The 17,015-nt window shown below is 33.4% G+C and carries 19 protein-coding genes and 1 other annotated feature; of the genes, 1 reads left to right on the top strand and 18 read right to left on the bottom strand.

Annotated elements, in window-relative coordinates; genetic code table 11:
* The 6 genes from L6651_RS00380 to rbr form a co-directional block, all read right to left on the bottom strand.
* Window positions 1–243 (bottom strand): DUF951 domain-containing protein, encoded by a 243-nt coding sequence (locus tag L6651_RS00380; protein WP_237036081.1) that lies wholly within the window; start codon window positions 241–243, stop codon window positions 1–3.
* A complete protein-coding gene (locus tag L6651_RS00375) occupies window positions 233–1,096 on the bottom strand; it encodes a mechanosensitive ion channel family protein (protein ID WP_237036080.1) in 864 nt (287 codons plus the stop codon). Before L6651_RS00375 ends, L6651_RS00380 begins: the two co-directional genes overlap by 11 nt.
* Window positions 1,096–1,335: a putative Se/S carrier protein gene (locus tag L6651_RS00370; protein WP_237036079.1), complete on the bottom strand. Its 240-nt coding sequence runs from the start codon at window positions 1,333–1,335 to the stop codon at window positions 1,096–1,098. The genes L6651_RS00375 and L6651_RS00370 overlap by 1 nt, the downstream gene beginning before the upstream one ends.
* Window positions 1,336–1,346: 11 nt before the next feature.
* The gene (yedF, locus tag L6651_RS00365; protein ID WP_237036078.1) at window positions 1,347–1,931 is read right to left on the bottom strand and encodes a sulfurtransferase-like selenium metabolism protein YedF; all 585 of its coding nucleotides are present in this window, start codon (window positions 1,929–1,931) and stop codon (window positions 1,347–1,349) included.
* 10 nt (window positions 1,932–1,941) lie between these two features.
* Window positions 1,942–2,952, bottom strand: coding sequence for a hypothetical protein (locus L6651_RS00360; RefSeq protein WP_237036077.1), 1,011 nt, complete (start codon window positions 2,950–2,952; stop codon window positions 1,942–1,944).
* A gap of 132 nt (window positions 2,953–3,084) precedes the next feature.
* The gene (rbr, locus tag L6651_RS00355) at window positions 3,085–3,669 is read right to left on the bottom strand and encodes a rubrerythrin (protein ID WP_331473678.1); all 585 of its coding nucleotides are present in this window, start codon (window positions 3,667–3,669) and stop codon (window positions 3,085–3,087) included.
* Between the two features lie 165 nt (window positions 3,670–3,834).
* Between rbr and L6651_RS00350 the strand changes: the two genes are divergently transcribed.
* On the top strand, window positions 3,835–5,046 hold the full coding sequence (locus L6651_RS00350; protein WP_237036076.1) for a S41 family peptidase: 1,212 nt from the start codon (window positions 3,835–3,837) through the stop codon (window positions 5,044–5,046).
* 27 nt (window positions 5,047–5,073) lie between these two features.
* On the opposite strand, the gene L6651_RS00345 is transcribed toward L6651_RS00350, so the two are convergent.
* The 12 genes from L6651_RS00345 to tnpA all read right to left on the bottom strand — a co-directional run bounded on the left by L6651_RS00345 (window position 5,074) and on the right by tnpA (window position 16,907).
* Complete coding sequence (locus L6651_RS00345) at window positions 5,074–6,006, bottom strand: putative ABC transporter permease (protein WP_237036075.1); 933 nt, start codon at window positions 6,004–6,006, stop codon at window positions 5,074–5,076.
* A 172-nt stretch (window positions 6,007–6,178) separates the two neighbouring features.
* On the bottom strand, window positions 6,179–6,601 hold the full coding sequence (cdd, locus tag L6651_RS00340; RefSeq protein WP_237036074.1) for a cytidine deaminase: 423 nt from the start codon (window positions 6,599–6,601) through the stop codon (window positions 6,179–6,181).
* 47 nt (window positions 6,602–6,648) lie between these two features.
* A complete protein-coding gene (locus L6651_RS00335) occupies window positions 6,649–7,674 on the bottom strand; it encodes a Gfo/Idh/MocA family protein (protein WP_237036073.1) in 1,026 nt (341 codons plus the stop codon).
* Window positions 7,675–7,687: 13 nt separating this feature from the next.
* On the bottom strand, window positions 7,688–9,019 hold the full coding sequence (locus L6651_RS00330; protein ID WP_237036072.1) for a nucleotide sugar dehydrogenase: 1,332 nt from the start codon (window positions 9,017–9,019) through the stop codon (window positions 7,688–7,690).
* A 3-nt stretch (window positions 9,020–9,022) separates the two neighbouring features.
* Window positions 9,023–9,598 carry an acyltransferase gene (locus tag L6651_RS00325; RefSeq protein ID WP_237036071.1) on the bottom strand — a complete coding sequence of 192 codons (576 nt, stop codon included), beginning with the start codon at window positions 9,596–9,598 and terminating at the stop codon, window positions 9,023–9,025.
* Window positions 9,591–10,781 (bottom strand): DegT/DnrJ/EryC1/StrS family aminotransferase, encoded by a 1,191-nt coding sequence (locus tag L6651_RS00320; protein WP_237036070.1) that lies wholly within the window; start codon window positions 10,779–10,781, stop codon window positions 9,591–9,593. The genes L6651_RS00325 and L6651_RS00320 overlap by 8 nt, the downstream gene beginning before the upstream one ends.
* 21 nt (window positions 10,782–10,802) lie before the next feature.
* Window positions 10,803–12,053, bottom strand: coding sequence for a glycosyltransferase family 4 protein (locus L6651_RS00315; protein WP_237036069.1), 1,251 nt, complete (start codon window positions 12,051–12,053; stop codon window positions 10,803–10,805).
* On the bottom strand, window positions 12,037–12,726 hold the full coding sequence (locus L6651_RS00310; protein ID WP_237036068.1) for a sugar transferase: 690 nt from the start codon (window positions 12,724–12,726) through the stop codon (window positions 12,037–12,039). The genes L6651_RS00315 and L6651_RS00310 overlap by 17 nt, the downstream gene beginning before the upstream one ends.
* A complete protein-coding gene (locus L6651_RS00305) occupies window positions 12,716–13,921 on the bottom strand; it encodes a DegT/DnrJ/EryC1/StrS family aminotransferase (protein ID WP_237036067.1) in 1,206 nt (401 codons plus the stop codon). Before L6651_RS00305 ends, L6651_RS00310 begins: the two co-directional genes overlap by 11 nt.
* 151 nt (window positions 13,922–14,072) lie before the next feature.
* A complete protein-coding gene (locus L6651_RS00300) occupies window positions 14,073–14,519 on the bottom strand; it encodes a hypothetical protein (protein WP_237036066.1) in 447 nt (148 codons plus the stop codon).
* Between the two features lie 220 nt (window positions 14,520–14,739).
* The gene (locus L6651_RS00295) at window positions 14,740–15,894 is read right to left on the bottom strand and encodes an ABC transporter substrate-binding protein (protein ID WP_237036065.1); all 1,155 of its coding nucleotides are present in this window, start codon (window positions 15,892–15,894) and stop codon (window positions 14,740–14,742) included.
* Between the two features lie 56 nt (window positions 15,895–15,950).
* Window positions 15,951–16,195 (bottom strand) — a binding site (T-box leader).
* Window positions 16,196–16,451: 256 nt separating this feature from the next.
* On the bottom strand, window positions 16,452–16,907 hold the full coding sequence (tnpA, locus tag L6651_RS00290) for an IS200/IS605 family transposase (RefSeq protein WP_237036064.1): 456 nt from the start codon (window positions 16,905–16,907) through the stop codon (window positions 16,452–16,454).
* Between the last annotated feature and the right edge of the window lie 108 nt (window positions 16,908–17,015).

Raw genomic sequence — 17,015 nt, 5'->3', positions numbered from 1 at the left:
CTATTCCACATCCCCATCTATATTTTCTTCAGGTTCATAATGCACTATGGATACAAACTTTCCAGTTGAGTCCTTAATACGCCTAAGTTTCTTCTCAAACTCCGGTCTTTCTAGCCATATTGTCTTATTACAACCCTGACATTCCAATTTAATATCCATACCTGTGCGAAGTATCTTCCAATTATTTTCGCCACATGGATGTCCCTTTTTCAAAGTTATAATATCTCCAACTTTATACTTCATAGGCACCACCTTCTAAATTAGAACTTTTGTAATTTTCACAAAGCTCTAAAAATCTTTTTCTAATTTGAAGTTCCAACCAATATTGTTCTCCTGGTTTTGCCCAACCTACAACGGTTATTTTTATATTGTCAAAGTTACCTACTCCAGTTATTCCGTAGATATATGGTTTTACCGTTACATTTTTGTTTTCACCTAACTCATCTCCCAATATCTCCACAACTTTTGTAGAATCTTCAACGGAAACTCCACTAGGTATGGTCATTTCCACAAAGGCCCTTTGGTTTGATCTGGACATATTCTTTACAGTTTGTATTGAACCATTGGCGATATTTGTAATAGAGCCGTCAAAGCCTCTTATTCTCGTTGTTCTCATTCCAAATTGTTCAACAACCCCTGCAATTGTTCCATTTATTAAAACATTGTCTCCAATTCCATATTGATCTTCTATTAGAGCAAATAGTCCAGATATAAAGTCCCTTACTATAAACTGAGATCCAAAACCTATGGCAACCCCACCGATTCCGGCAATCCCGACGGTTAAGCTCCTTCCAACTTTGAATACTTCTAGTATCTGTAATACTCCGAAGAAGTAAATTATATATCGTAAAGTATTTTCCATTACAGAAGCTATGGTTTTACCCTGAGTTGTTTCGCCAATTACATTTTTGAACTTTTTAGTCTCTGTCATTAATAATTTTTCAAAAACAAATTTTGTTACAACTTTCGCTAAAAATACTGTAATTAGAAATATTAAAATACTTACTGCAAACTTCCCAAATATGTTAAGGTCCTTTGTGCCGTCAATATAGAAAAATGTTTTTAACTGTAAATAAAACTCTCTAATCTGAGTCATTAATCTATCTTCTCCGCTTTATTTCCATCACTGTCTGTGGTGTACTCCCAAAAGTACGCTATAGGTAGACTATCTTTGTAAGCTTTAACCTTTTCTAGGTCGTCCATGCTCATTCTAATGGTAAGGCCACAGCTGTTGGATATTTCCCTTGGAGTTGGTATTGTCTTTATATCAAAGCCATCTGCCTTTAACTTGCTCTCTGTCATCATCGTATGATTTACAGATTCAAATGTTAACATCAAGTACTTCATTATCTTATAATCACATTCTTATTAGGAGTTGAAATCCTTTCATAGATTGTATACATATTTGAGATTTCGCCTATTTGAAGTTTTTCCTTTAGATTGTAGTAGTCAAGGCAAGTTCCACATGATACAATTTCTACACCTTCATCTGCCATTGCCTTTAAGTCATCTAGAACTTCTGAGCCTTCGCAAGTTAGAAATACTCCCTTGTTGTAGAATACAATTGTCTTTGGTAGTGGCTTTGTTTGAGAAACTGTATATACAAATGACTTAATAAGAATCTTTCCTAGTTCTTCATCTCCTCCACCCATGGTGTTTGAAGTAATAGCTAGTGTAAAATCTTCTTCTGATTTAACTTCTGTAGCAACTGAATCCTTTGACTTAACTATAGTAACAAGGAAGTCATCATCAGCAAACTTCTTATAGTCAAACTCAAATCCTTGACCCTTTGCATATTTTTCAAGGTTGTTTACACAAACTTGGTTGTCAGCTTGAACTTCCACAGTTCCTTCAGTCATTTCGTCTAATTTTTGTTTAGTAATAATTACTGGTTTTGGACATGCTAATCCTTTTGCATTAATTTTTTCCATTTTTTACCTCCTAATTTTCAACACTTATTGAATTTGAATGTATAAAGAAAATGTCCGAAGAATTTACAATTACATCTTGCACTTCTTCAGTTTGAACAAAATCTTTGACCATTCCACTTTCATACATGGCAAAGCCCTTTGAATTATATAAATAGACCTTGTCTTTTAATATAGCTAAGGAAGAAAAATCTCCCTTTAACTCCATTTTCTTTTGATTTAATAAATTTAAATCATATACGCCTAATTTGTCATCTTCAAGAATAAAGATATTGTTTTTATAGCCCCTTGCAGCCTTAAAATCATTTACCTTTTTCTTTCCCAATATGGCTTCATCCTTCATAACCCTTGCCTCAATATTTGACACCGTCAAAATATGTCCGTCTTGAAAGGCTTCGCTATAGAAGATTAATTCATTTGGAAAGGTTATTGCAGTTTCCTTTTTATCATTCAAATCTACACTATACATAAAAGAAGTTACATTGTTTTTCTCTTCATCTTTTTTTACAATTGAAGTTATAACGGCTCTTTCATCTCCCAAGTCATAAGTAATAATCCTTCCATTTACCTTTCCCTTGCAGATGATATTTTCTGAAGAGTCGATAACGGCATATGAGTTCTTCCCAACCGCCAGAGCTTTATTATTTTTAATAACGCAGTCTTCAATTGGAAAATTTAATTTTTTACTTGCTTTAATCTTTCCCGACTTGTCCAAGAGATAAATATTTGCATTGCTATAATACACAATAAAATCTTTATCCCCAACGATGTTTCCACCTTTTAGAGGCAGGTTAATTCTCTTAATCTCCTTGCCATCTTGGGAAAAACTGCCAATGTATCCATCTTTTAAAATAAAGACTTGTTTAGATCCAATAACGATATTTGAATAGTCGCCTTCTAAGGGAAGATTTGTAAAATTCTTTACATATCCACCTCTACTCATGAAAAAAAACGCTAATAATAGGATTAAAAAACCTATGGCAGCTATCACTATCTTATTCTTAAAAATATTTTCAAATTTCATAATCTCACCATCTATATTTTACCATTAAAAACTTAATTTTAATATTCAGCGATGGAATTATTACAAAATCCTACTTATTTATATACCCTCAATAATTATCTATAAACAAAAAGAGCCTTTGCAGGCTCTGTTTTAATATGTTTCTTTAAATACTTCAAAGTGACCTTGTGGATGATCACATGCAGGACAAACTTCTGGTGCAGATTTGCCTTCATGTATGTAGCCACAGTTATTACATTTCCATCTAACAACTTCGTCTTTTTCAAAAACTTTTCCTTCTTCGATGTTGTTTAAAAGTTTTTGATATCTTGTTTCGTGAGCTTCTTCAACTTCAGCTATTTCAGTCCAAACTCTAGCTATTTCGTCAAAGCCCTCTTCCTTTGCAACCTTTGCAAAGTCAGGATACATTTGTGAAGCTTCTTCGTGTTCCCCTTCAACTGATTTACGAAGATTTTCCTTTGTGTCTCCTAAAAGTACTGGATAGTCCCAGTTAACATTAACTGCTTCATCCTTTAGACCACCTTCATTAAGAAATCTAAAAAATCTCTTAGCATGTTGGTCTTCATTGTGTGCAGTTTCTTCAAAGATATTTGATATTTGAACATATCCTTCTTTTTTTGCAGCCTTTGCATAATATTTGTATCTCATGCTCGCTTGTGATTCACCAGCAAAAGATACCATTAAATTAAGTGCTGTCTTTGTTCCTTTTAAATTCATAATAACCCCCTATAATTATCTTACTATTAAATTGTATCGTTAATATTTTTTAAAGTCAAGTAATTTGTAATCATTACAATCTTATTTTAGAATAATATTTTGAAATTTGGGTACAAATAAAACAATACTTTTATTGTTGATTATACTTTGAAAAAAGGAGGAGCTATGAATAGAAAAAAATTTTTAGCAGTTATAAATATAGCGGTTTTAATTTTTATAATTGCGCTAACCCTTCCAGGTAATAGAGTTTATAAGAAAAATTCTAAAGAGGATGCTGAAGGTAAGGAAAAGAATTTTATTAGTTCCGTAGAGTCCAAAGAGGAGTTTAATCACCTATCTTCTCTAATCGAACATAACTACATCAACTATCCTTATCTAAGCACAGCAGGGGAGCTTGACTTCAATAATTTAAACGAAAAATATTCTAAAAGACTAGAAGAAGACTTGAGTTTACCAGAGTATAGAACCATTATAAAGTCTTACCTAAATGAGTTTAAAGACGAAAATTTATATATCTTGGAATATGACAATTACTTAAACATCTACAATAACTACTCGAACAGAAATGATTCCACATTAAAAGATATAGTTAATAATCCAAAGGTAAAACAGGTTTATTCTGAATTTAAAAAGGAAAACGAAGAACTTAATACCAATTCAAATTTAGTTCTTGATACTGCAGATAACAAGGTTGCAATTATTAGAGTAGATAACTTCAATAGTAAATATAAATTGGAAGACCAAAAAAAGATTTTAGATTTTTTAAAAAAATCTAACTCATATCCATATGTGGCAATCGACATTAGAAAGAGCCACGGAAATTCCATAGACTATGCCATAGAAAATATTATCAAACCACTTTCAAATAGCACCAACATGGCAGAGTTTAAAATACTTCAAAGAACAAAGGACTTTCCAAATGCCTTAAGAGATTTAAATATAATCTCCGGCATATCAGTTAACGAAGAATACTTAAATAGCAAAGGTGATATCAACTTACAAAAAAAAGAGCAGCTGGATCAATTCCCATTCTATCAAAGCTATAGCTTTAAAGATATGGGCACAAACAAAGCTAACTTCAAAGGCAAAGTCTTTGTAATACAAAGTAAAGAGACCAGTGGCGCCGCAGACTTCATAAGCCAATTCACAAACAGAACTGGATTTGGAAGAACAATAGGAACCCTTACAAAGGGCGGTGGCATAGCACCAATAAATTCAATTGTTGAACTGCCAAAGTCACATCTACTATTGTCACTTCCATATAGCACTGGCGTAAACGAAGATGGATTTCTAAATAACTTAAACGGAACCTATCCTGAAATTGCCCTGGATGAAAAGGAAGACCCTATAAACTATATTTTAAATATGATTAACTAAAGCCAAGGTCACCCTTGGCTTATCATATTAGATTACAATTCTCTTTTCTAGAATTTTTTTATCCTCTTCAATTTTTTCTAAAAGCTTTTTCTTTTCATCATCATTTATTTTTCCATCCATTAACAACTCTATAAGCTCACTTTGGTTGTCAATAATATTTTTTTGAAGATTTCTTGTTAGTATAAGGTTTTTAGAAGCCATCTCCTTGCTCTTCTTAACCTGTTCATTGAATTCATTTAGCTTTTCCTCAGCCATTAAATGAATATTTTCTCCCTCTTCCTTGATTTTTTCAAGTCTCTCTTTAACTTTATTAGTTCTAAACTGAACATTTGGATATGCATCAACTATACGGCTGTAAAGTAAATTTTTATCCTTAAGAAGCTCTCTAACCTCTTTTGCAATGGCTTCACTATTATCAGCCTCACTACTTTCAACGACTTTTTTAAGAAGCCCCATTATAAACCTAGAAAATATGTAGTCAGATAAAAATATAACCGACAATGTTCCAGCTAATATATATATAATCTTAGGATTCAAACTGTCCATAAAGGCAAAGAAGATAGGATTGAAAATCCTTGTAATAATCATTCCTGCAAGTCCAAATAACACAAGATTTCCTATCCATACACGACCATTTAAGTTCATGGGCTTTTGTGAGTAGTCCCACCATCTTGCATGATACTTCTTTTCAAAAAAGTAAGATGTCAAATACTCAAGCAGACCACAAAATACAAATGAAATTAAAAAACTCGTTCCGAAAGATGACTCTAACGGTGCCAACATGTCATTTAAAAAGGTTGCAAGAGCAACACCACTACCATAAATTGGACAGTAGGGACCAATTAAAAATCCCCTATTAATAAACCTATGGTACTGCGCATATTTTAAAGCAACTTCTATAATCCATCCTAAAAATGAATAAAAGAAGAAAATTAAAACCAACTTGTATAAATAATCCATAATATCCCTCTACGATTACAATAAAATAATTTAAAAGAATTTCCTCTTCAATAAATTTTATCATAATGGCATATAGAGATACAATGTATTATCGAATAACTTTTTCTATTTGTAGCAGGAGCAAATCCATGTCCAAGTGGTTACTACAGCTTAGAGTAAAATCATTTTAAAACTATTCTAGATTATTCGGTCCAAAGGCATTTGGAAGAAGTTCATTAAACTTAAACATTCTATACTCATAAGAAGACTTAGCCACCACAACAATGGTTTCTTCACTTGCAAACTCATTTAAAAACTGTCTACATATGCCACATGGAAAAGCCCAGTCCATTTCATTTATATTTTGGTCCACTTTTCCACCAACAATAGCAATAATTTTTATTGACCTTGCTCCGCTTGAACAGGCATTTGTCATTGCGGATCTTTCTGCACAAATCGTCCCACCAATAGATGCATTTTCAATATTTGCACCAACATAAACATTTCCGTCCTCAGCCAATATACTTGCACCAACAGCATAGTTTGAATATGGGCAGTATGAGTTTTTTCTTACATCTAATGCCTTTTCAATTAAAATTTTAATATTATCTTCCATTTTATCTCTCCTAGGTATTCAAAAAGGGAGTCAATGACTCCCTTAGTTTATGGTAATTTTCTTTGTTCATATGCTTTTAAAATAACTTCCACAGGCTTTCTCGCCTCTCTTCCACAGATTAGCGGCTGTTTATCTTCGTTTATAGCATCAACAAAGTCTTTTAAAAGTGGTGTGTGTCCGTCTCCGTACACATTTTGAACTTCTGATGAATCTTTTTTCTCTATAACTTCGCTTTCATCTGCAAAGTTCCATGTCTTTATTTCATTTACTGCAAGACCACCGATAACTGCTGTTCCCGTTTCGCCAAATATACTCAATGTCTCTTCTAAGTTCTTTGGATATACACAGGCTGAGCCTTCGATTATACCAATGGATCCATTTTCGAATCTAAGCAGTATTGCACCAAAGTCTTCCATTTCAATATCTCTTAGGAATGTACCTCTCTCTGATTGAACTGAAACAACATCCGAACCCATCATCCATAGTAGTAAGTCTATGTTGTGGATACATTGGTTCATAAGTGTTCCACCATCAAGTTTTTTTGTACCTCTCCAAGGTGCAAGGTCATAGTAATGTTGGTCTCTTGTCCAAAGAATTCTAGCTGTTCCGTTAATAAGTCTGCCGAATTTTCCTTCATCAACAGCTTTTCTAAGCTTTTGAATTGGTGGATTGAATCTATTTTGGTGGCAAACACCAACCTTTAAATTCTTTTTGTCAGCAAGTTCGTTTATCTTATCTATCTCTTCCAATGTCATTGCCATTGGCTTTTCGATTAGAACATGAACATCTTCTTCTAGACAATGTAATGCAATATCTCCATGATATCCTGATTCTGTACAGATCATAGCAAAGTCAGGTTTAACCTTTTTTATCATTTCCATATAGTCTGTGAATACTTCCACATTTCTATCTGGAAAAGTTTCAGCATATTGTTTTTGTTTTTCAATAGCTCTTTCTTCAATTACATCGCAAAGGCCTACTAATTCTGTGTTGCTGTCGTTATCTATCAGTGCTTGCACATGTCTATATGAAATTCTTCCGCATCCTATGATAACGCCTTTTAACTTTTTCAAATTAAACCTCCGATTATAATAATTCGATGTTGTTATTGTTGTCCTTTACATCTCTTGTTGCATATTTTGTATCAAATATAAACTTAGCATTGTCTGCAACCATTTGGTAGTCAACATTTGAATGGTTTGTTGTAATAACAACTAAGTCATATGAAGCTACAACTTCTGGAGTAAGTTCTTTGATTGAGTGAACTGTTTCTCCATTTTGGTCAACATATGAAGGATTGTATCCATCATAGTAGTCTAAGTTAGCGCCTTCTTTTTCAAATTGTTCTATAACAACTAGTGCAGGGCTATCTCTTAAGTCGTCTATATCATTTTTATATGCAATACCTAAGATTAAAACTTTTGCTCCGTTTAATGCCTTTTTGAATTTCTTTGATAAAATTCTTAATGATCTATCAATAACCCATTCTGGCATAAAGTCGTTTACTGAACCTGATGCTTCAATTATTCTCATATGAGCATCGTATTCTTTTGCCTTCCATGTTAGGTAGAATGGATCTAGTGGAATACAGTGTCCACCAATTCCAGGACCTGGATAGAAAGCTTGGAAGCCATATGGTTTTGTCTTTGCTGCATCAACAACTTCCCAAATGTTTATTCCCATTTTGTCTGCAATTAGAGCAAATTCGTTTACTAGGCCGATGTTAACATTTCTATAAGTGTTTTCTAATATCTTTTCCATTTCAGCAACCTTAGGTGAAGAAACTGTAAATACTTCTCCTTCTAGTACATTTCTGTAAAGAGCTGCTGCAACTTCTGTAGAGTCTTCTCCAACTCCTCCGATTACCTTTGGAGTATTTTTAGTTTTATAAATCTTGTTACCTGGGTCAACTCTTTCTGGAGAGAATGCTAGATAGAAATCTTCTCCACATTTTAATCCTGAACCTTCTTCAAGGATAGGTAACATTAGTTCTTCTGTTGTACCTGGGTATGTTGTAGATTCAAGAACTACAATTGAACCCTTCTTTAAGTGTTTTGATACATCTGTTGTTGATTTTTCAACATATGATATATCTGGTTGTTGATATTTATCAAGTGGTGTAGGAACTGCAATGGCGATAAAGTCACATGATGCAACTTCTGCAAAATTATCTGTTGCTCTTAACATTCCCTTTTCAACTAATTCAGCTAGTTCTTCATCAACTACATCACCTATGTAATTGTGTCCTTCGTTTACCATCTTTACCTTTTCAGGTAGTACATCAAAACCTATTACCTTGTAACCTGCGTTAGCTTTTTCTACTGCTAGAGGTAGACCAACATATCCTAGTCCAATAACCCCTACTACTAATTCCTTAGATTCAATTTTTTGTAATAGTTCTTGTTTAATATTTGACATTTTTTACTCCTTCTCTCTTAAAAATTCGTCTTCCAACTTATATATTTTACCACAAATTTCACATTTGTACTCATTATTTTGATATTTTTTTAACCGCTCGCCACACTCACATGCATAACCGATTGGCCTTGCAGGATTTCCAACTACAATTTCATAGTCTTTAACATCTTTTGTAATGACTGCCCCGGCACCTATAAGTGCAAATCGCCCAATTGTGTTACCGCAAATTATTGTGGCATTTGCCCCAACTGAAGCTCCTTTTTTTAAAAGCGTCTTTTTATATTCATCTTTCTTCTCAATTAAGGAGCGTGGATTTATTACATTTGTGAACACGCAGGAAGGCCCTAAGAACACACCTTCCTCGCAACAAACACCTGTATACACAGATACATTGTTTTGTATCTTTACACTGTCGCCAATCTTAACTCCCGGTGAAATAACAACATTTTGTCCAATGTTGCAGTTTTTACCTATTTCGCAATTCGGCATAATATGTGAAAAGTGCCAAATCTTTGTTCCTTCACCAATTGTTGAACCTTCGTCAACATATGACGACTCGTGCACAAAATATTTACTCATGATTAAACTCCAAAACAGATTTGATAATATAGTCTATCTCTTCATCTGTTATCTCTGGGAACATTGGAAGTGCAAAAGTTCTCTTTGATAAATAGTATGCATTTTTGCAATCTTCAGGTTTATATCCTAAAGGTTTGAAAACTTCTTGTAAGTGCATTGGTACTGGATAGTAAATACCAGTTGCTATTCCCTTTTCCTTTAGGAAGTTTGTAAGCTCTTCTCTCTTTTCAGATTGAAGGATGTATAGATGATACACATGTCTTGACTCTTCTTCCTCTATTGGTGTTACCAATACGTCTTTTAGGCCTTCGTTGTATCTCTTTGCAGCTCTAACTCTATTGTCAGTCCATCCCTCTAGGTGAATAAGCTTAACCCTTAGAAGTGCTGCTTGTATTTCATCTAATCTGGAGTTTTGTCCAATTATATAATTGTAATATTTTAATGGATTGTAAACTGTATTGTCAGCAGATTCATCAACTTTGACTTCTTCGTCAATGTCGTTTAAAAGGTTATATGCCTTTAATCCATTTTCTCCCGATCCATGTACCTTTAGCGCTTTAATAATGGTTGCTAAGTCGTCGTTGTTTGTTGTTAACATTCCACCATCGCCAGCACAACCTAGGTTTTTAGTTGGGAAGAATGAAAAGCATGCTATGTCTGATAATGTACCGATCATTTTACCCTTGTAGATACATCCAACAGCTTGCGCTGCATCTTCTACCACATATAGATTGTGTTTCTTTGCAATTTCATTTATTTCATCCATCTTACATGGATTACCAAATATATGAACAGCTATAATAGCCTTTGTCTTTTCAGTAATCTTTTCTTCTATTAATTTTGGGTCGATATTGTAAGTGTCAAGTTCAACATCAACAAATACTGGAGTTGCTCCCACATATGCTATGGCCTCTGCAGTGGCAAAGAATGTGTAGGCTGTAGTGATAACTTCATCTCCATGGCCAATTCCCAGTGCCTTTAACGCAATAATTAGCGCATCTGTTCCATTACCTACAGAAATGGCGTTCTTAACTCCAAGGTATCTAGCAAATTCAGATTCAAACTTCTTAACATTTTCCCCCATAATATATTGGGCATTTCTTAAAACGTCAAGAATTCTCTCTTCTGCTTCTTCTTCTATATTTTTGTATTGTCTCTTTAAATCTATTAATGATATATTCATTGATCCTCCATCATTTTTTATCTACTCCAGGCTTTCAATAACTTCAACCAGCTTCGTTGATAAGTTTTTAAAATCAAAGTCCTTTGCAGCCTTTAATGAATTTTCACAGTATTGTAAATATTTCCCCGGCTCTTCTTTGTACAACTTATAAAAATAAATTATACCATCCGCCATACTTTCTTCCCTGTCCCCTTGAACAGTTAATCCACAGTTGTATTTTTGTAAAAGGTCATATCCACATTCAACATTTGATATAACTGGCTTTCCCGAAGCTAAGTACTCGAACAATTTATTTGGACTAAGTCCATATTTAAAAAGTTCTGGTAGGTGTGCTAGGGATAATACTTGAAGGTTTGACTGTGATAATATGGAAGGCACTTGCCTCTTATTTACCCAGCCCTTGAAAATTACATTATCAATATTATTCTCTTTCACATACTTTTCAAGTTCTTTTCTTTCGCCCTTGTCTCCAAAGATTAAAAACTTAATGTCTTTGTAGCCTCTATCTTTAATTATCTTAAAAGCTCTAATAACCCTACCAAGGTCATTGGCCTTACCAATGGCTCCACTAAATACCACATTGAAGTTTTCTTCATTTGAAAGGTCTTCATCTTCGTACTCAAAGTTCTTCTTGTTCTCCTCGTAGTCCTTAAGTACAATTCCATTGTTTATATATCGAACCTTTGAAGTATCCAGACCTATCTCTCTAATATAGTCAATACCACCTGGCAGTGTGAACAGAATAATATCGGACTTATTATACATCCACCTTTCAATCTTATAAAGAATTTTCGCAATTATATTTTTTCTAGTCATTTTACCCATGGCCACAAAGGTTTCGGGCCAAAGATCTCTCGTCTCCGTAATAAACTTGGCATCGTATTTTTTTGCCTGTCTATACCCCGCAATCCACGTTAGAGGATGCGGTCCAGAGGCAAATACAAGGTCCGGCTTTCCAAAACTCTTTGGTATAAAAAGAGCTCTAAAAAAGTATTGCAACATATTTAAAACCCTCTTCATTCCATTATTTTCATAGGACATGGCCCTTAGAAAAACATAATCTATGCCATTAAATTTATCCTCTTTATAAGTGGCATCATTGGAAATCATATTTATCTGTGTTGTATGAATCGTTGATGCTGTGAATATTTTAACATTATATCCACAATCTTTCAAATTTTTCGCAAAATTGTAATGTCTATTAAATTTTCCTATGTTCGGTGGATCTGCATAATGATTTATAATCCAAATATTCTTAATCTTTTTGTTCATTTATTTCAAATCCTATTACTTCTAATATGGTTATAACAATCAGCTTAATATCCTGTATAACCGAAATTTTTTCAATATACTCAAGATTTATCCTAAGCTTTTCCTGCATTATCTCATTTATATAAGTCTCTTCGGGGTTTTCACTCTTTGCTAAAACCGACGCCTCATCTTTATATTTTATTGAGGCTAGGTCTGTAATGCCCGGGCGAATTTTTAAAATATTTTTTTGGTACTCATCGTAAAGCGCAGTGTACTTTGGCACCTCTGGACGTGGTCCAACAAAACTCATGTCACCAATAAACACATTTATGAGTTGAGGAAGTTCATCAATCTTTGACTTTCTCAAAAACTTTCCTATTCCCGTAATCCTCTTGTCTTCTCCAACGGTTATTAGCATTCCCTTTTTGTCCGCATCTTGAACCATGGTTCTAAACTTGAATATCCTAAAGGGTACATCGCCCTTTTTTATTCTCTCCTGTCTATAAAACACCGGTCCCTTTGATGTTAGCTTAATAATCACACTTATAATAATAAATGGAATTAAAAGTATTGTAATACCTATTAGAGATAATACTATATCCACGAACCTCTTTAATAAAAGCGAAAATCTTCTCTTTTTAAGACGTTCATCAATATATTTTGAAAAAGCTTCCGGGCTTAATTTATTTTGCATATTTATTTACTATTTCCACAAAGCTCTTAGCCACATATTCAGCTTCTTCATTTGTAAGTCTGCTATGAAGAGGAAGTGTGATTTGATTTTCATATTGCTTATATACATTCGGATAATCTTTTATGTCAAATCCCAAATTCTTGTATGCAGTCATCATAGCAAGTGGTTTGTAGTGGACATTTGTTGCTATTTGCTTATCTGCCATTTCCTCAATTATCTTATTTCTTTCTTCCACTTTAATTCCATTTACCCTAGTTAGGTAAAGGTGGCAGTTACTTATATAATGTTCTCCCACATGCTTTAGTGTTTCCACAGGAGCGTCCTTTAAGATGTCGTCATATATTTTTACAACTTCTTTTCTTCTAGCAAGTAAAGAGTCATATCTTTCAAATTGAGCTAGTCCAATGGCAGCCATAATGTCAGTCATATTCATCTTGTAATATGGTCCAACAATGTCATATTCCCATGCACCAAGTTTCATCTTTGAAAGTGCATCCTTGTTTTGACCATGTAGGGATAGAAGTTGTAACTCATTATAAAGTTCGTCATCATCTATGCCATCAATAGTATTCCAAGATAGGGCTCCACCTTCTCCAGTGGTAAAGTTCTTAACTGCGTGGAATGAAAATGAAATAAAGTCACTGTAGTAGCCTGTCTTTTCATCATAATAAATTGATCCAAATGAATGGGCGCCATCATTTACAAGGGCAGCACGACCCATGGCCTCTTGTATTTTGTTAGCAGGTTTAAAAAGATTTTTCTTTTCTTCTAAAATACCTCTAATTCTATGATAATCTACAGGAACTCCTCCAATGTCAACACCAATTACAGCCTTTGTATTTTCATTTATACTATCAGCTAACTTGTCATAGTCCATAAAATAGCTTCCAGGAACTGTGTCCACAAGTACAATCTTAGCTCCAACATGTTCTATAACAGAAGCAGACGCGGTGTAGGTGTACGCTGAAGTAATAACTTCATCCCCCTCACCTATTCCAAGCAGTCTCAAGTTAAGCTCAAGCGCCGCCGTAGCAGAGTTAAGGCAAACTGTCCTATCTGTTCCTATATATTCAGTAATCATTTTTTCTAGCTTTTTTGTTTTAGGTCCAGTTGTAATCCAACCAGACTTTAAAGTATCCACAACTTCATCAATTTCTAGTTGAGATATATCCGGTGGTGAAAAATCAATCTTCATATTTCCCTCCATAAATTAATTCTACATTATAGTATAAGCTTTTAAGCTGCTTTTTTCAAAAATTACATTGTTACATCCAACATTTCTATTATATCAAATTAACGCATTATTTACCCGTTTTGTTAATTTAAATTAATAAAAACTTTCATATCTACTCAATAACCCTATACAAAAAGTCTCCACAATAAAAAATTTCAATATTAACTTCAAGATACTCATCCCCTCGAGATAAAAATCCAGTTAGTAAATAGGTCTTGTAAGAGTCGTACTCATAAATAACGTCAATGTTTTTAAACTTCGTGTAAAAGGCAGAAATAAAATTTTGTAAATCAATTTTTTCTCCAACAAAACTTCCCACATTCCCCGCTAAAACATTTTTGTATTCCATAATATACACATAGGAATCTTCTAGAGAAACGTCCTTTAAAATAATTTCTCCTTCTACCATCTCGTTTTTATTAATATCCACAAAGCCGTATTGTGTTTTTAAAATTAAATCTTTGTTGTCATTGTTATCGTAGTCGAAATCTATGTCAATAATATTTGAATCATGAAGGCTAAACCTTTGGTCAGTGTAGATTCTTTTATATTCTTTCATCTTTCCCCCTTTAATCAGCTTTAAATAATTATACCACCAATGAAGGCTTAAGCTTAATAAACATACTTTTATTAGCTATTATATTTTTAATTTAAAACTGCTATCTTAAATAATTACAAAAAAAAATAGAAGCCATCGTTTATGTAACAATGGCTTCGTTAAAGTTAATTAATATTAAAATTTCATATCTCCAAAAAAAATTGCGAGATTATAAATATAGCTATCTAGGATTAACTATGGAATCAAATTTGTATTTTCCATTATCAATCTTCATAATTGATGCTGCTTTTCTAGGATTATTATTTTCATCAAATTTAAAGGAACCTGTTATTCCTGTAAACTCTAATGATTTAATGGCTGCGTTTCTATCTTCATTTGAATCGGAATTGGCAGATTCAAATCCCTCTTTCAAAATATAAACTGTGTCATAACCTAATGCTGAAAAAGCAGTAGGATCTTCTCCATATTTTTCCCTATATTTATTTATAAATTCTTGAACCTTACTATCAGTGTCTTCTATTGAGAAGTGATTTGTGAAATATGAATCTTGAATAAGTTCATAGCTTGATGAGTCCATGGTCTTTAATATGCCATCCCATCCATCTCCACCTAAGAAAGTGGATTTTATATTTGCATCCCTTGCTTGTGGTGTAATAAGAGATAATTTTTCATAATAGTCTGGTATTAATAAAACATCTGGATTTTTGCCAGCTATACTTGTAAGTTGTGCCTTGAAATCAGTATCATTTTCTCCATAAGATTCTTTTTTCACAACTTTAATTCCTAACTCTTCTGCCTTTTTTTCAAATGAATCTGCAATCCCAGTTGAGTAGTCACTGGCTGTATTTACTAAAATACCTGCAGTTTTAGCATTTAGACTGTCCTTCGCGAAAATTGCTAACAATTCTCCTTGGTATGGATTAGTAAAGCAAGTTCTAAATACATTTGGTTTTCCTTCGGTAATAGCCTCTTCAGTTCCAGTAGGTGTAATAACTGGTATACCATCATTAATTGACGCTTCAGCAATTGCAGATGATGGTGATGAAGTGTTTGTTCCAATTACAGCCTGTGCTCCATTTTGAACTAATTTATGATAAGTTGTTACTGAATCAGTTAATTCTCCCTTATCATCTAATGATTCTAAAGTAATTTTTTTACCTTTAATTCCACCATTCGCATTAATTTCTTCAATGGCCATTTCTATTCCATTTACAGTTGAAATTCCATAATTAGAATATTGACCAGTTAGTGGAAAACTAGATCCAAATTTAATGGTATTCTCATCAACTTTAGTAGATTCACTTTCCCCATTAACTCCACAAGATGCAAGAATAATACTTGCCGCTACAACAATTGCTACAAATTTCTTTTTCATTTTTTCCTCCTTAATAATTTAGGCAGAAAAAAACCTCCGTCTCTTCTACCTATGGTAAAAGAGACGAAGGGTTGTATTATAAATTTATAACCTACTCCGCGGTACCACTCTTCTTCATCGAACGATGCACTTATATCAATTGAATGAATAACTCTGTAACGGGAGTTCCCGGCTACACCTACTAATAATTTCAGTGCGCTGCTCCATGGCTAGTTTTAAGGACTATCTTGATATTTCTCACCTACCAATATCTCTCTGAAAAGATTTGTTCACTTATAATATTCCATTTCTTTGCATTTATATTTATATATTATACAGGGCTAGATTTTTTTGTCAAGAGATTTCTTTTAAATATTTTTTATTTTTTCTTTTTGAAAAAATAAAAATAACCAAAATAGGATTAGGATAAAATCATGACCACCCGTAAAACGGGTGGTTTGTTCAAGGGCTATAAGCCCGAGTGATACCAACCAGCGTCTCAAGGCGCTGGTTTTCACTCCGTTCAAACCTAACTGTTTTTGCCACTTTAGCTTATCCCTGAAAGGGATTTTTAATTTCTATTTTCCAAACGGATCTGTATATTCTTTTACACTCAACTTATCAAGTGCTATATCGTGTTGCTCTTGCTCTCTTATATATTTTGCTATTGTTTTTTCATTCAATCCCACTGTGCTCACATAATATCCTTCTGCCCAAAAATGACGATTACCAAATTTATATTTTAAATTCGCATGTCTGTCAAACATCATCAATGCACTTTTCCCTTTTAAATAACCCATAAAACTTGATACTGATATTTTGGGTGGAATACTTACTAACATGTGTACATGATCTGGCATCATATGCCCTTCTATTATTTCTACTCCTTTGTATTTGCAAAGTAATTTAAATATTTCTATGAGACTTTCTCTATATTGATTAAATATCACTTTTCGTCTATACTTTGGGGTGAAGACTATGTGATACTTGCACATCCATTTTGTGTGAGATAATGAATTAGTTTTATTTGCCATAAAATCACCTCTTATTATATTAGGTCTGAACAACTCTATTATAATACTTGGTGATTTTTTTGGTATAACCTAAGAACACCTACCCGCATAGCGGGTAGTTTATTGTTT

It is taken from the genome of Mediannikoviicoccus vaginalis, from assembly GCF_928097925.1.
Classification (GTDB): domain Bacteria; phylum Bacillota; class Clostridia; order Tissierellales; family Peptoniphilaceae; genus Mediannikoviicoccus; species Mediannikoviicoccus vaginalis.
Note: the sequence above shows the minus strand (reverse complement) of the source record. Positions and strands in the feature narration are given on the sequence as shown.

Excerpts from the sequence above, each read along its gene's own strand:
- rbr (WP_331473678.1), bottom strand. The coding sequence starts at position 3,669 with ATGAATTTAAAAGGAACAAAGACAGCACTTAATTTAATGGTATCTTTT.
- L6651_RS00320 (WP_237036070.1), bottom strand. The coding sequence starts at position 10,781 with ATGAATATATCATTAATAGATTTAAAGAGACAATACAAAAATATAGAA.
- L6651_RS00310 (WP_237036068.1), bottom strand. The coding sequence starts at position 12,726 with ATGCAAAATAAATTAAGCCCGGAAGCTTTTTCAAAATATATTGATGAA.
- L6651_RS00325 (WP_237036071.1), bottom strand. The coding sequence starts at position 9,598 with ATGAGTAAATATTTTGTGCACGAGTCGTCATATGTTGACGAAGGTTCA.
- L6651_RS00375 (WP_237036080.1), bottom strand. The coding sequence starts at position 1,096 with ATGACTCAGATTAGAGAGTTTTATTTACAGTTAAAAACATTTTTCTAT.
- L6651_RS00300 (WP_237036066.1), bottom strand. The coding sequence starts at position 14,519 with ATGAAAGAATATAAAAGAATCTACACTGACCAAAGGTTTAGCCTTCAT.
- L6651_RS00315 (WP_237036069.1), bottom strand. The coding sequence starts at position 12,053 with ATGAACAAAAAGATTAAGAATATTTGGATTATAAATCATTATGCAGAT.
- tnpA (WP_237036064.1), bottom strand. The coding sequence starts at position 16,907 with ATGGCAAATAAAACTAATTCATTATCTCACACAAAATGGATGTGCAAG.
- L6651_RS00350 (WP_237036076.1), top strand. The coding sequence starts at position 3,835 with ATGAATAGAAAAAAATTTTTAGCAGTTATAAATATAGCGGTTTTAATT.
- L6651_RS00305 (WP_237036067.1), bottom strand. The coding sequence starts at position 13,921 with ATGAAGATTGATTTTTCACCACCGGATATATCTCAACTAGAAATTGAT.
- L6651_RS00330 (WP_237036072.1), bottom strand. The coding sequence starts at position 9,019 with ATGTCAAATATTAAACAAGAACTATTACAAAAAATTGAATCTAAGGAA.
- cdd (WP_237036074.1), bottom strand. The coding sequence starts at position 6,601 with ATGGAAGATAATATTAAAATTTTAATTGAAAAGGCATTAGATGTAAGA.
- yedF (WP_237036078.1), bottom strand. The coding sequence starts at position 1,931 with ATGGAAAAAATTAATGCAAAAGGATTAGCATGTCCAAAACCAGTAATT.
- L6651_RS00370 (WP_237036079.1), bottom strand. The coding sequence starts at position 1,335 with ATGTTAACATTTGAATCTGTAAATCATACGATGATGACAGAGAGCAAG.
- L6651_RS00295 (WP_237036065.1), bottom strand. The coding sequence starts at position 15,894 with ATGAAAAAGAAATTTGTAGCAATTGTTGTAGCGGCAAGTATTATTCTT.
- L6651_RS00345 (WP_237036075.1), bottom strand. The coding sequence starts at position 6,006 with ATGGATTATTTATACAAGTTGGTTTTAATTTTCTTCTTTTATTCATTT.
- L6651_RS00380 (WP_237036081.1), bottom strand. The coding sequence starts at position 243 with ATGAAGTATAAAGTTGGAGATATTATAACTTTGAAAAAGGGACATCCA.
- L6651_RS00360 (WP_237036077.1), bottom strand. The coding sequence starts at position 2,952 with ATGAAATTTGAAAATATTTTTAAGAATAAGATAGTGATAGCTGCCATA.